Here is a 13,287-nt window from a genome sequence, read left to right as displayed (position 1 = left end):
GTCGCGATGAGGGGCGCGCTGCTGATCGCGGGCACCACCTCCGACGCCGGGAAAAGCGTTGTGGTGGCTGGCATCTGCCGCATGCTGGCCAGGAAGGGCGTGCGGGTGGCGCCGTTCAAGGCGCAGAACATGTCCAACAACTCCGTCGTCACGCTGGACGGCGGCGAGATCGGGCGCGCTCAGGCCTTGCAGGCGCGCGCCTGCGGTCTGGAGCCGAGCGTGCGCTTCAACCCGGTCCTGCTGAAGCCGGGCAGCGACCGCCGCTCGCAGCTCGTGGTGCGCGGCAAGGCCGTCGGCACCGTCGGCGCCGCGGACTATTTCCGACACCGGCAGGAGCTCCGCGCGGTCGTCGCCGCCGAACTCGCCGCGCTGCGAGCCGAATTCGACGTGGTCATCTGCGAAGGCGCCGGATCGCCCGCCGAGATCAACCTGCGCGCCACCGATCTGGCCAATATGGGTCTGGCCGAGGCCGCGCGGCTGCCGGTGCTCGTCGTCGGCGACATCGATCGCGGTGGGGTGCTCGCGCATCTGTTCGGCACCCTCGCCGTCCTGGAACCCGCTGACCAGCAGCTCGTTTCGGGATTCGTGATCAACAAGTTTCGCGGCGACGTCGAGCTGCTGCGGCCGGGCCTTGATCGGCTCACCGAGCTGACCGGGCGGCCCACCCTCGGCGTCGTGCCGTTCGCCGAGGATCTGTGGATCGACGCCGAGGATTCGCTCGGCACGATCGCCGACGCCCCGGTCGGTCGCCCGGCCGCACCCGCGGGAACGGAATGGCTGACGGTCGCGGCCGTCCGGCTGCCGCGCATCTCGAACTCCACCGACGTCGAGGCGCTGGCCTGCGAGCCCGGCATCGCGGTGCGCTGGGTGCGCGATCCCTCCCGGCTGGCCGACGCCGACCTGGTGGTGCTGCCGGGCAGCAAGTCGACGGTGTCGGATCTGGAATGGTTGCGCCGCAGCGGAATCGCCGCCGCGCTGGCCGACCGCGCCGCGGCTGGCAAGCCCATCCTCGGCATCTGCGGCGGCTATCAGATGCTGGGCCGCCGCATCGTCGACGACCTGGAATCGGCGGCGGGCGCGATCGACGGACTCGGTCTGCTCGACTTGGACGTCGAGTTCGCCGAGCCGAAGGTGCTGCGCCGCACTGATGGTCGCGGCGCGCCGGGGCCGGACCCAGCCGAGCCGCTCGGCACCGCGGGTATCCCGTTGCACGGCTACGAAATCCACCACGGACGTGTGACGCGCAGCGGTGACCCGGCCTGGCTCGACGCGGCGGGCGAGCCGGAAGGCAGCGTGCGCGGCGCTGTCTGGGGAACGCACCTGCACGGGCTGATGGAGTCCGACGACTTCCGGCGCGCCTGGTTGCGCGAGGTCGCGCGGGACGCGCGGCGCACGGGTTTCCACGTCGCCGAAGGTACTTCGGTCTCCGCCGTGCGCGCCGCCCAACTCGACCTGCTCGCGGATCTGATGGAGCGCCACCTCGACACGAACCTGCTGGCAACGCTCATCACCGAGGGCGTGCCGGAGGGCATGCCGACGCTCCGTTCGGATCTCCTCGCGCCGGACGTCCAGTACCAGCCCTAGGTGGCTCCTCCTCCGCCTTGCCAGGCGACGATCCGATCCACGGAGGCATCCCGCCGGACCTCGAGACAGGGCCTAGCGACGGCCGCTAACGGTGCGGATGGGTGACCTCCTCCGGCAGCGGCTCGCTCATGGCGACCCCCGAGCCGGTCCATGTGTAGGTAATCGACACGGGACCGCCCTGCGGCGCGGCGAACGGCTCGTCGGCGACCAGCCACTTGTACTGCACGGTGACCGAGTCGCCGTTCGAGCCTGCCACGTGCGTGAACGCGTAGGGCTCGAAAGTGGCTGTGCCCAGGTACTTTCCGTCGTGGAAGAACAGCACGTGGATGGGCGCGCCGGCGGATACCCCGCCCACGGCGCGCACCCAGAGCAGCTGTCCGCAGCTGCCCGGCTGGTCGGTCGAGGCGCGGTCCGCCACCCAGCCCTCGCCCAGTCCGGCCAGCGCGCTGCGCACGCCCGGCGACGCGGGGTCGACGCAGCGGCCGGGGCCGCCGATGCCGTTGTCCGGCGCGGTGACGGTGCCAGGGGTGGACGGGCTGGGCTGCGGCGCCGTAGGGGTCACGGGCTGCGGCTGGTTCGTCCCCGGCGCGGCGACGGAGGGCGGGGCCGCATCGTCTGGGGCGGGTTGCCGGGGCCCCGCGGGCGCCGACGTCCCCCCGGGCGCGGATGTCGGCGCGGCCACCGCAGTCGTCCGCTGCGAAGTCGGTGTCGGCTGCGTCGAATCGTCGCTCCCGCAGCCTGCTGTCAGCGCTGCCGCCGCGGCAACCAGCGCGGCCAGTCGAACCCTGTGGTTCATTGTCCCCTCGATTCTGTCGCGACCGTGCCATCACACGCTCGTATGGTCCATCGCGGCCGCACCGGACATCGCTACGCTGGGCAGGGTGAATGCGCCTGCTGGCTTGTTGGTGACGGTTGCCGCCGATCTGGATTCGGTGACGACCGCCGGGCCCGAAGACGATCCGGCCGATGCCGGGGTGAGCCGCGCCGCGATCGCCGCGGTGTGGGAATCGGTGCGCGACTGGTATCGGCTGGGGACCACGCCGGCGATTCAGGTGTGCCTGCGACGGAACGGGAAGATCGTCCTGAACCGGGCGATCGGGCACGGGTGGGGCAACCGGCCGGGCGACGGGCCGGAGGTCGCGCGGGTGCTCGCCACGCCGGACCTGCCGTTCTGCGGGTTCTCCACCGCCAAGGGCGTCTCGGCGGCACTGCTGGCCATGCTGGTCGAGCAGGGCGCGTTCGCGCTGAACGACCCGGTGTGCGAATACATTCCGGAATTCGCCGCCAATGGCAAACAGCGGATCACGATCGGTGACGTGCTGTCGCATTCGGCGGGCGTGCCGTTCGTGACGCCGCCGTATCGGGGGTACCAGCTGGTGGTCGACGAGGAGCTGGCGGTGCGGGCGCTGGCCGATCTGCGACCCAGCTGGCCGCCCGGTCGTTTCCGCGTCTACCACGCGCTGACCAGCGGGTTGATCCAGCGACTGCTGGTGCAGCGGGCGACGGGGAAGCGGATGCGGGAGCATCTGCACGAGCAGGTGCTCGCGCCGCTCGGCTTCCGCTGGACCAACTTCGGCGTGCGACCCGACGAGGTCGATCGAGTGGTGCCGAGCGTGCCGGTCGGTCCTGGTCCGTCGCGGGCGTGGAAGTTTCTGGCGCGCAAGGCGCTCGGCGGCGGCATGGGCGCGGCGATGACCGACGAGGCGACCCGCGCCTTCCTCACCGCGGAACTGCCGTCGGGCAATCTCGTCACCACCGCCTACGAACTGTCCCGCTTCTACGAAATCCTCGCGCGCGGAGGAGAACTCGACGGCGTGCGGATCATGCGGCCGGAAACCCTGAACGCGGCGGTGCGGCCCGCGAAGCGGATACCCGGCATCGCGGGCCGGGTCAGCGTGGCGGGCTACGAACTCGGCGGGAGCCGCTCGAAGTTCGGCCGCCACACCGAAACCCATTTCGGCCGCAGCGGGCTGACCACCCAGTACGGCTGGGCCGATCCCGCCCGCGGCCTTTCCGGCGCCATCCTGACCAACGGCAAGGCGATAGCAGACGCCGACCGCCCCTGGCAGCTGGTCGCCCAGATCTCGGCGGCCATCGCCCGCAAGGAGTCCTGAACCGTACAGCTCTCCCACCGGTGCTCGATGGCCGGTCGGTGCCGCTGATTTCGGGCATTGACCGTAATTCTCGCCTGCCTTACCTTCATGTAAGGAATTCGGTTGCGGGTAAGGCGATTCGGAGGGATCGCGGCCCGAGCCGATGGCCCAGCGGGATGAGGTGCAGGGTATGGCGATCGACAGCAGACCCATCGGTGAGCGGGGAAAGGTCGTGTCCGCGACCGTGACGAGCAAGGGGCAGATCACCATTCCGGTCGACGTGCGCGTGGCGCTCGGGCTGCGCACCGGCGTGGTCGTCGCCTTCGTGCCGACCGATTCGGGCAGCTACGAACTGGTGCCGGAGAACCGGACTGTCAAGTCGCTCAAGGGAATCGTCGGCTGGACCGGTGCGCCGGTGCCGCTCGGCCGAGACGAGACCGGGGGAGTCGCGTCGTGATCGGACTGCACGCCGACATCCTGATCCGCTACCTCGCGCAGGACGACCCCGATCAGGCGGAGCGGGCCGGTCAGGTCATCGAAGGGCTGAGCAAGAACCGCCCCGGCTACGTCACCGTGCTCGTGCTGGCCGAGATCCACCGGGTGCTGCGCCGCCGCTACGGGCTGGACGCCGAGACCGTCACCGAGATCGTGCTCGGCCTGCTCGCCTCCGCCGAGATCGTGATCGAGCGGGCCGACACCGTCCGGCAAGCCCTGCGCCGCTGCGCTGAGGGCGCCGACTTCGAGGACGCGCTCGTCGAACAACTGGGGCGGGAGGCGGGATGCGATCTCACCGTCACCCTGAACCCGGCGGCCGCGACGACCACCGGGATGCGATTGATGGTGTGAGCGGTGCGGCGGACACGCCGCGGGGGTGAGTAGCGGCGGTGTAGCGTACTCGGACATGGAGTCTCGGCGGATCACGGTCGGTGACCGGGCCTGGACCGTGCGGGTCGACGGCCCGGAAACACGGCACACGGTATTGCTCTTGCCCGACGCGGGCGATCCGGTGGACGTATACGACCAGGTCGCCGCGCGGTTGCACACCTCCGACCTGCGCACCCTCGCCGTGGAGTCCGTCGAAGGACTCGACTCGGCCGGGGTGCACGCGATTCTCGACCAGCTCGGCGTCCCCTACGCGCACGTCGCGGCGCGCGGCGCGGGCGCCACGGTGGCCTGGCAGACCTGCTCCGGCCCGTTCGGGCGGTTCATCAGCCTGGTGGTCGCCGACCGCGGCCATCCCGCGTCGCCCGCGGCCGACGGCACCGTCGACGACCCCGGCTGCCGTCCGCTGGAACTCCCAGTGACCGTGCTGGTCACCAAGCGGTTGCCGCGGACGGTCGCCGACGGCTCCGGTCGCTTCGTCTACGGCGAATTCCGCGTGGTGCAGGTCGACGTCGACAACGTGGCCACCGAAGCCGACCACGAAATGGCCACCGAGATCGTGCTACGCACCAGCCTCTGGTGATTCGGCCTTGCGCCGGTACACCGCCAGCCAGTCCAGCCAGTTGTCCATCTCGTCGAAGGCCTTGGCGCGCGGCTCGGGGGCGGAAAGGAACACGTCGTGGCGGGCGCCCTCGATCGGGACGATGTTGGTGCGATCGCCGAGGCAGCCGGACCAGCGCTGGATCTGCCTGACGTCGAGCACCGTGTCGGCCACGTCGGCGGCCGGACCGTACGCGCGCAGGAACTTGGTCAGCCGGGAACGCAGGATCAGCGCGGGCACCCCGATGTCGAGGCCCTGATGCAGCCGGAAGTGACCGCGGCGGATCGCGCGCAGCCAGCCGAAGCGCACCGGCGCACCCGCCAGCGGCTTCCAGTCCAGGTTGTAATCCCACTCGCCCGCCGCGCTCTTGTGCAGGCTGTCGCCGTAGGTGCTGATCGCGCCGCCGGGCATCTCCAGCATGGAACGGAACCGGCCGAGCATGCCGATGATCGGCGTGCCGATCGTCCGGTAGTAGGACGGACCCTGCAGGTCGAACCACGGGCTGTTGAGCACGAGCCCGACGATGCCCGAAGCGGCGACGCCCGCCGTCCGGTTCAGCCGGTCCAGCCACAGCGGCAGGATCAGGCCGCCGGTGGAGTGCGCGACCAGCAGTACCTGCTCACCGGCCTCCGCCTTGACGATGCGCAGCGCCTCGTTCAACTCCTCGTCGTAGAAGGCCAGGTCGGTGACGTAGTGCGGGCTCTGGCCGTCGCGCAGCGAGCGGCCGCACTTGCGCAGATCGAGGGCGTAGAAGCGGTGACCGCGCGCGGCGAAGTGCTCGGCGAGATGCTGCTGGAAGAAGTAGTCGGTGAAGCCGTGCACGTAGATCACGGCGGCCTCGGTGGCGGCCGCGCCGGAATCCGGGAGGTAGCGCACCAGGGTTGCCGAGATGTCGCCCTCGCCGTCGGGGTCGGCGCCCAGCGGGATGGACCGCTGCTCGTACCCTGCTCCGAGGACATCCGGCCGCCACTTGCCTCCGGTCCGCTCCGTGATATCGGACACGTCTAGCGAGGTTTCGTTCGTCACGAGACCCAATGTAGGCGAGGTCCGGCCCGGAAAGAAGATCGCTCGCGACCTGGAGCGGGGGAGGTATCTATGTCACATTCACCGGGTTCGTTGCTGGAATGCGACGTCGCGAGGTGCACAATTGGCGATAGGTGAACGGCGGGTAACCTTATCGACCGCCGAGTCACGCCAGGCTCGAAACGAATACCTGCGCCCGTCGCAACAACCGCATAGCGCCCGTGCCCAGGCAGACCACCGTGCCGGTGGCCGCGCCAGAAGTGACAAGGAAGTCGATCTACCCGTGCCGAACGCTGCCATGACTGAAAAGACCGATGTAGTACTCATCGGTGCCGGGATCATGAGTGCCACCCTCGGTGCGCTGCTTCGCCAGCTGCAGCCGGAATGGTCGATCTCGTTGTTCGAGCGGCTGGACGCCGCGGCGGCGGAGAGCAGCGATCCCTGGAACAACGCGGGCACCGGACACTCGGCCCTGTGCGAGCTGAACTACAGCCCGCAGAACGCCGACGGCTCGGTCGACGTGACCAAGGCCATCGACATCAACGAGCGCTTCCAGGTGTCGCGCCAGTTCTGGGCCTACGCGGTGGAGAACGGTGTCCTCGGCGACCCGTCGCGCTTCATCAACCCGATCCCGCACGTCAGCTTCGTGCACGGCGCCGACGACGTGCAGTACCTGCGCAAGCGCTACGAGGCGCTGGCGCCGCACCCGCTGTTCGAGGGCATGGAGTACATCGACAGCCCCGACGAGTTCGCGCGCAGGCTGCCGCTGATGGCCAAGGGCCGCGACTTCTCCGACCCGATCGCGCTGAACTGGACCGACGGCGGCACCGACATCGACTTCGGTTCGCTCACCAAGGAACTGCTCGCCTACCTCGGCGCCACCGGCGCCAACCTGGCCTTCGGCCACGAGGTGCGCGACCTGAGCAAGCAGTCCGACGGCAGCTGGAAGATCCGGGTCCGCAACCTGCGCACCCGCCAGACCCGCACGGTCGAGGCCAAGTTCGTCTTCGTCGGCGCGGGCGGCGGCGCACTGCCGCTGCTGCAGAAGTCCGGCATCAAGGAGATCGCGGGCTTCGCGGGCTTCCCGGTCAGCGGCCAGTTCCTGCGCTGCACCAACCCGGACCTGATCAACAAGCACGAGGCCAAGGTGTACGGCAAGGCCGCCGTCGGCGCCCCGCCGATGTCCGTGCCGCACTTGGACACTCGCGTCATCAACGGCAAGCCCGGCCTGCTGTTCGGCCCGTACGCGGGCTGGACCCCGAAGTTCCTCAAGGACGGCAGCAACACCGACCTGTTCAAGTCCATCCGTGCCGGTAACCTCGCGCCCATGCTCGGCGTCGGCGTCACCGAGCTGTCGCTGGTCAAGTACCTGGTCTCCGAGCTGCTCAAGTCGCAGTCCGGCAAGGTCTACACCATGGAGGAGTTCATCCCGCGGGCCGACGGCCGCGACTGGGAGCTCATCACCGCGGGCCAGCGCGTGCAGATCATCCGCCGCAAGGGCATCGGCGGCGTGCTGGAACTCGGCACCGCCGTGATCGCCGCCGAGGACGGCTCCATCGCGGGTCTGCTCGGCGCCTCGCCGGGCGCCTCCACCTGCGTCACCGCCATGCTCGACGTGCTGCAGCGCTGCTTCCCGGGCCAGTACGCCGACTGGACCCCGCGCCTGCGCGAGATGATCCCGTCGCTCGGCGTGAAGCTCTCCGAGGACAAAGCCCTGTTCCACGAGATCTGGGACTGGACGAACAAGTCGCTGAACCTCGCGAACGCGAACACGCCGAGGCATGCAGGGGTCGCGCTGACGCCGTAGGTGTGATAGCAAGGCGCGATGATGTCAACGGTTGCTCTCAAACGGTCATGGGCGCAGGATCTCGATACGGCGACCCTGTATCAGCTGTTGAAACTTCGCGTCGAAGTCTTTGTCGTCGAGCAGAAGTGCGCCTACCCGGAGTTGGACGGACTCGACCTGCTGCCGGAGACCCGGCACTTCTGGCTCGACGACGAGGGGGAGGTCATCTGCACCCTGCGCCTGCTGGAAGAGCACGAGAACGGCGTCAAGTCGTTCCGCATCGGACGGTTGTGTACCGCCGTGGCCGCTCGTGGGCACGGGTACACGACCCGGTTGCTACAGGCGGCGCTGGCCGAGGTCGGCTCGGCGACGGTGCGGTTGAACGCGCAGACCTATCTCGTCGACATGTACTCCAAGCACGGCTTCGTGGCCGACGGTGAGGAGTTCGAGGACGACGGGATCATGCACGTGCCCATGCGGCGGGGGTAGGTAGGTTCGCGGGCTGTGTTTTCGGCGCGCTGGCGCGCGCGTGTTCGCGGCCCCCTGGTGTCTCGCGTCCGAGCGTTCGCGTCTCGCGCCTGCGGCGCATGCGTCGCGAACGCTCGGACGCGAGACGGGCCGCGAACGGGCTCGTAAGACTCGCCCCGGGGGTGGTCGGTGGTGCGTGGGGGTTGTGTTCTGGCTGGTGGAGGTGCTGGGCGCGGTCGGGGCTTTTCGGCTGTGTCGTGTGCCACCTTTCGAGCACGGGAGGCAGGCTGCGGACGGGGTCATATGACGCGCTCCGGGCGTGGTGGGGAGTCTGCGAGGGGCTCGTTCAGGTTCGACCGTCTGGCAAGCGCTCGGTCGGGGTGGTTCGTGGACAAGGCATGCGCGCCGCTTAGGGTGGGGGACGTGTCCTTGTCCCGGGTAGAAACCGCGCCGTCGTCTCGCTCGTCTCGTGTGGATACCGAGGCGGGGTTTCCGTTCTCGGCGGTGGTCGGGCAGGAGCGGTTGCAGCTGGCGTTGATCTTGTGCGCGGTGCATCCCGGTATCGGCGGCGTGCTGGTGCGCGGCGAGAAGGGGACCGCGAAGTCGACCGTGGTGCGGGCGCTCGCGCAGCTCCTGCCGCCGGTGGTGGACGAGACGGGTGCGCGGCCGGCGCGGCTGGTGGAGCTGCCGGTCGGCGCCACCGAGGATCGCGTGGTCGGATCGCTGGATCTGGAGCGGGTGCTGCGCGACGGCGAGCAGGCGTTCCGGCCCGGTCTGCTGGCGGCCGCGCACCACGGTGTGCTGTACGTCGACGAGGTGAATCTGCTGCACGACCATCTGGTGGACGTGCTGCTCGACGCCGCGGCCATGGGCCGCGTGCACATCGAACGCGACGGCGTCTCGCATTCGCATCCCGCGCGCTTCGTGCTGGTCGGCACCATGAATCCGGAAGAGGGCGAACTGCGTCCGCAGCTGCTCGACCGGTTCGGGCTCACCGTCGACGTGGCCGCCTCGCGCGACGTGGACGTGCGGATGGCGGTGGTGCGCCGCAGGCTCGACTACGAGGCCGACCCGGCGGGGTTCGCCGCCCGCTACGCCGCCGCCGACCGGGAGATCGCCGGGCGCATCCTGGCGGCCCGCGACCGGTTGCCCGAGGTCGCGCTCGACGACGTGGAGCTGCGGCGGATCGCGGCCCTGTGCGCGTCCTTCGACGTCGACGGCATGCGCGCCGACCTCGTGGTCGCCCGCACCGCGACCGCGCACGCGGCCTGGCGCGGCGGTGACGCCGTCACCGAGGACGACGTGCGGATCGCCGCGGAACTCGCACTGCCGCACCGGCGTCGGCGCGACCCGTTCGACGAACCCGGCATCAGCGAAGAGCAACTCGACGAAGCCATGAAAGAGGCCGCCGCGCAGGCCGATCGCGCGGAGGAGCCGACGCCGCCAACCGAATTCGACGGTGATCGCCCTGAGGCCGAAGGCTCCGACGGAGATCGCGGTCCCGAGGACCCCGACGACGGACCCGACGCGCCGCCCGAAGGCCCCGGCGGCGGTCCCGCCCCGCGCGAAGGACGCACCGGCGCACCGAATCCCAGCGCCGCGAAGCCGCCGCGATGGGAGGTGCCCGGCGTCGGCGAAGGCGCGCCGGGCCGCAGGTCCCGCGCCCAGACGAGGCACGGCCGGGTCGTCCGCTCCACCACCGAGACCACCGCGGGCCTGCATCTGCTCGGCACCGTCTTCGCCGCCGCGCCGCACCAGCACGGCAGGGGGCGCGTCGCGGGCCCCCTCGCCCTCGAAGCCGAGGACCTACGCGGCGCGTATCGCGAAGGGCGCGAAGGCAATCTGGTGGTCTTCGTGGTCGACGCGTCCGGCTCCATGGCGGCCAGGGACCGGCTGTCGGCCGTCACGGGCGCGGTGGTGAGCCTGCTACGCGACGCATACCAGCGCCGCGACAAGGTCGCCGTGATCACCGTGCGCGGCCAGGACGCCGAACTCGTGTTGCCCCCGACTTCCTCGGTCGACATCGCGGTCCGACGCCTCGCGGGTCTGCGCACCGGCGGTAAGACGCCGCTCGCGGCGGGCCTGCTGAAGGCGCGCGAGGTGATCCACCGGGAACGCGTGCGCGACCCGCGCCGCCGCCCGATGCTGGTGCTGCTCACCGACGGTCGCGCCACCGGCGGCGTCGACCCGGTGCCGCGCGCCCGCGCCGCCGCCGCCCTGCTCGCCAAGGACGCGGTCACGGCGATGGTGGTGGACTGCGAGCGGGGCATGGTGCGGCTCGGGCTGGCGGCGGAGTTGGCGGGCGCGCTGCGCGGCGGATATCTGCGGCTCGCGGAGTTGACCGGCGCCGCGGTCGCGGACATCGTCCGAGCGGGCTCCGTGGACGGTCCGGCGGCGAGGTCTGCCCGCGCGGCCTGACCGGCGCGGGCCAGGTGGTAGTGACGCACAAGGAGATTCGATGCCCAAGGGCGTGCCGGAGACGGTTCCGGACGATGGACTGACCACGCGGCAGCGGCGCAACCAGCCGGTGCTCGCGGTGCACACGGGTCCGGGTAAGGGAAAGTCGACCGCGGCGTTCGGGATGGCGCTGCGGGCCTGGAACCAGGGATTCGACGTCGCGGTCTTCCAGTTCGTGAAGAGCGCGAAGTGGAAGGTGGGCGAGGAGGCGGCGTTCCGCGCCCTCGGGCGGCTGCACGAGGAGACCGGAGCGGGCGGCGCCGTGGAGTGGCACAAGATGGGCGAGGGCTGGTCCTGGACCCGCAAGCACGGCACCGAGGAGGACCACGCGTCCGCCGCCCTCGCCGGCTGGCAGGAGATCGCGCGCAGGCTCGCCGCCGAACAGCATCGCTTCTACGTGCTCGACGAATTCACCTACCCGCTCAAATGGGGCTGGGTCGACGTGGACGAGGTGGTCGAGACGCTGGTCGGCAGGCCGGGCAACCAGCACGTCGTCATCACCGGTCGCGACGCGCCGCAGGCGTTGCTCGACGCCGCCGACCTGGTGACCGAGATGACCAAGGTCAAGCACCCGATGGACGCGGGTCGCAAGGGGCAGCGGGGGATCGAATGGTGAACCGGCGCGGTGTGGTCGCGCGCCGTCCGGTGGCGTGATGGGCGGTGTGCCTGCGGTCGTCGTCGCCGCGCCCGCCTCGGGGAGTGGGAAGACCACGCTCGCAACGGGTTTGATCGGCGCGCTGCGGCGGGCCGGGCACCGTGTCGCGCCGTTCAAGGTCGGGCCGGACTACATCGACCCGGGATACCACGGGCTCGCGGCGGGACGGCCCGGCCGCAACCTCGACCCGGTGCTCGTCGGCGCCGATCGGGTGCTGCCGCTGTACCACCATGGCGCCGCTGGCTGTGATCTCGCGGTGGTCGAAGGCGTCATGGGACTGTTCGACGGCCGCATCGACGAGCACGAAACCGGCCCCGTCGCCGAGGGATCCACCGCCCAGGTGGCCAGCCTGCTCGGCGCGCCCGTGGTACTGGTGGTGGACGCCCGCGGGCACAGCCAGAGCCTGGCCGCGCTGTTGCACGGCTTCGCCACCTTCGACAGCGGCGTGCGGCTCGGCGGCGTCATCCTCAATCGCGTCGGCAGCGAACGCCACGACCAGGTGCTGCGCGCGGCGTGCGCGCGGGTCGGGCTGCCCGTTCTCGGCTCGCTGCCCCGCATGGACGCCCTCGAGGTGCCCTCCCGCCACCTGGGTCTGATTCCCGCCGTCGAGCACGGTGCGGCGGCTGCGGCGGCCGTGGCGGCGATGACGGAACTCGTTGCCGCCCACGTGGATCTGGCGGCCATTGCGGCGCTGGCGCGACCGACGTTCGGCGGGGTCGCCTGGGATCCGGTCGCGGCGGTGCGGGAAGTCGCGGGCGACGCGGCCCTGCGTTCCGGTTCGAATGGCACGGTCTCCACCGACCAAATGAGCTCTTCGGACCTAGCGGGCGGGCGTGCGGAGGGCGAGGAAAGTGGCCGCGAGCCTGCCGGGTCGACGTCAGCGTCGTCGATCGGGGACGGCCGGGAGCTTTCTGACGAGGATGCGGTCGATGCCACCCAGACGAGCCGCGCCGGTCGGTGGGGCGGCGATGCACCGAGTCCGGGACGGTCGACCACGGGACGCGGCAGGCCGACCGGTGCCGAGGGCGATTCCGATAGTGATGCGGCGATTCGGGCAGACCGCGGGCCCGTGATCGCCATGGCGGGCGGTCCCGCCTTCACCTTCGGCTATGCCGAGCATCGCGAACTGCTGACCGCGGCCGGGGCGCGGGTGGTCGTCTTCGATCCGCTGCGCGACGAACTACCCACCGGCACAGCGGGTCTGGTGCTGCCCGGTGGATTCCCCGAGGAGCACGCCGCCGATCTCGCGGCCAACACGGCCCTGCTCGCCGCCGTTCGCGAGCACGCAGGCGCCGGGTTGCCGATCCACGCCGAATGCGCGGGCCTGCTCTACCTCACCCGATCCCTCGACGGCCACGCCATGGCGGGCGTCGTCGACGCCGACGCCGAATTCGGCCCGCGCCTGACCCTCGGCTACCGGGACGCCGTCGCATTGGCCGATTCCGCGCTGTGGCGGGCGGGGGAGCGGGTGCGCGGCCACGAGTTCCACCGCACCAGGCTCGTCGTCGCCACCACCGACGCCCCGGCCTGGGGCTGGCACGACGGCGCGGGCGCCCGTGTCCGCGAGGGCGCGCTCGTCGGCCACGTCCACGCCTCCTACCTGCACACCCACCCCGCCGGAAACCCCACTGCGACAGCCCGTTTCGTCGCCGCGGCGGCCGACTACGCCCGTGTGCCGCACTGAGCTCCGCGCGCCTGTCGCGTCCGCCCACGCGGGGCAGGTTGCACCGCGGACCGC

At 70.9% G+C, this 13,287-nt stretch carries 12 protein-coding genes; 10 read left to right on the top strand and 2 right to left on the bottom strand.

All coding sequences use genetic code 11. The annotated features are described in order from the left end of the window. Positions 1-6: 6 nt before the first annotated feature. Positions 7-1,584, top strand: a complete 1,578-nt coding sequence (locus tag AC3ERS_RS19180) for a cobyric acid synthase (protein ID WP_431969345.1) — start codon at positions 7-9, stop codon at positions 1,582-1,584. Between the two features lie 85 nt (positions 1,585-1,669). Here AC3ERS_RS19180 and AC3ERS_RS19175 read toward each other — a convergent pair whose 3' ends face one another. Beyond that, positions 1,670-2,146, bottom strand: a complete 477-nt coding sequence (locus AC3ERS_RS19175; RefSeq protein WP_431969343.1) for an LppP/LprE family lipoprotein — start codon at positions 2,144-2,146, stop codon at positions 1,670-1,672. Between the two features lie 319 nt (positions 2,147-2,465). Between AC3ERS_RS19175 and AC3ERS_RS19170 the strand changes: the two genes are divergently transcribed. The 4 genes from AC3ERS_RS19170 to AC3ERS_RS19155 all read left to right on the top strand — a co-directional run bounded on the left by AC3ERS_RS19170 (position 2,466) and on the right by AC3ERS_RS19155 (position 5,142). Further along, positions 2,466-3,698 carry a serine hydrolase gene (locus tag AC3ERS_RS19170; protein WP_431969341.1) on the top strand — a complete coding sequence of 411 codons (1,233 nt, stop codon included), beginning with the start codon at positions 2,466-2,468 and terminating at the stop codon, positions 3,696-3,698. A 169-nt stretch (positions 3,699-3,867) separates the two neighbouring features. Then, positions 3,868-4,134: an AbrB/MazE/SpoVT family DNA-binding domain-containing protein gene (locus AC3ERS_RS19165; protein ID WP_431969339.1), complete on the top strand. Its 267-nt coding sequence runs from the start codon at positions 3,868-3,870 to the stop codon at positions 4,132-4,134. Then, a complete protein-coding gene (locus AC3ERS_RS19160; RefSeq protein ID WP_431969337.1) occupies positions 4,131-4,523 on the top strand; it encodes a type II toxin-antitoxin system VapC family toxin in 393 nt (130 codons plus the stop codon). The genes AC3ERS_RS19165 and AC3ERS_RS19160 overlap by 4 nt, the downstream gene beginning before the upstream one ends. A gap of 55 nt (positions 4,524-4,578) precedes the next feature. Then, on the top strand, positions 4,579-5,142 hold the full coding sequence (locus tag AC3ERS_RS19155; RefSeq protein ID WP_431969335.1) for an alpha/beta hydrolase: 564 nt from the start codon (positions 4,579-4,581) through the stop codon (positions 5,140-5,142). Here the strand turns inward: AC3ERS_RS19155 and AC3ERS_RS19150 are convergent. Beyond that, positions 5,122-6,186, bottom strand: coding sequence for an alpha/beta hydrolase (locus AC3ERS_RS19150; RefSeq protein WP_431969333.1), 1,065 nt, complete (start codon positions 6,184-6,186; stop codon positions 5,122-5,124). The genes AC3ERS_RS19155 and AC3ERS_RS19150 overlap by 21 nt on opposite strands. Positions 6,187-6,481: 295 nt before the next feature. Here AC3ERS_RS19150 and mqo point away from each other — a divergent pair, with 295 nt between their 5' ends. The 5 genes from mqo to AC3ERS_RS19125 all read left to right on the top strand — a co-directional run bounded on the left by mqo (position 6,482) and on the right by AC3ERS_RS19125 (position 13,233). Then, the gene (mqo, locus tag AC3ERS_RS19145; RefSeq protein ID WP_431969331.1) at positions 6,482-7,990 is read left to right on the top strand and encodes a malate dehydrogenase (quinone); all 1,509 of its coding nucleotides are present in this window, start codon (positions 6,482-6,484) and stop codon (positions 7,988-7,990) included. 18 nt (positions 7,991-8,008) lie between these two features. Further along, positions 8,009-8,458 carry a GNAT family N-acetyltransferase gene (locus tag AC3ERS_RS19140; RefSeq protein ID WP_431969329.1) on the top strand — a complete coding sequence of 150 codons (450 nt, stop codon included), beginning with the start codon at positions 8,009-8,011 and terminating at the stop codon, positions 8,456-8,458. 450 nt (positions 8,459-8,908) lie between these two features. Beyond that, on the top strand, positions 8,909-10,855 hold the full coding sequence (locus AC3ERS_RS19135) for a VWA domain-containing protein (protein ID WP_431969327.1): 1,947 nt from the start codon (positions 8,909-8,911) through the stop codon (positions 10,853-10,855). Between the two features lie 40 nt (positions 10,856-10,895). After that, the gene (gene cobO, locus AC3ERS_RS19130; protein ID WP_431969325.1) at positions 10,896-11,510 is read left to right on the top strand and encodes a cob(I)yrinic acid a,c-diamide adenosyltransferase; all 615 of its coding nucleotides are present in this window, start codon (positions 10,896-10,898) and stop codon (positions 11,508-11,510) included. Positions 11,511-11,547: 37 nt separating this feature from the next. After that, positions 11,548-13,233: a cobyrinic acid a,c-diamide synthase CobB gene (locus AC3ERS_RS19125; protein ID WP_431969323.1), complete on the top strand. Its 1,686-nt coding sequence runs from the start codon at positions 11,548-11,550 to the stop codon at positions 13,231-13,233. The last annotated feature ends 54 nt before the right edge of the window (positions 13,234-13,287 follow it).

The sequence above is a fragment of the Nocardia sp. bgisy134 genome, from assembly GCF_057708325.1.
Note: the sequence above shows the minus strand (reverse complement) of the source record. Positions and strands in the feature narration are given on the sequence as shown.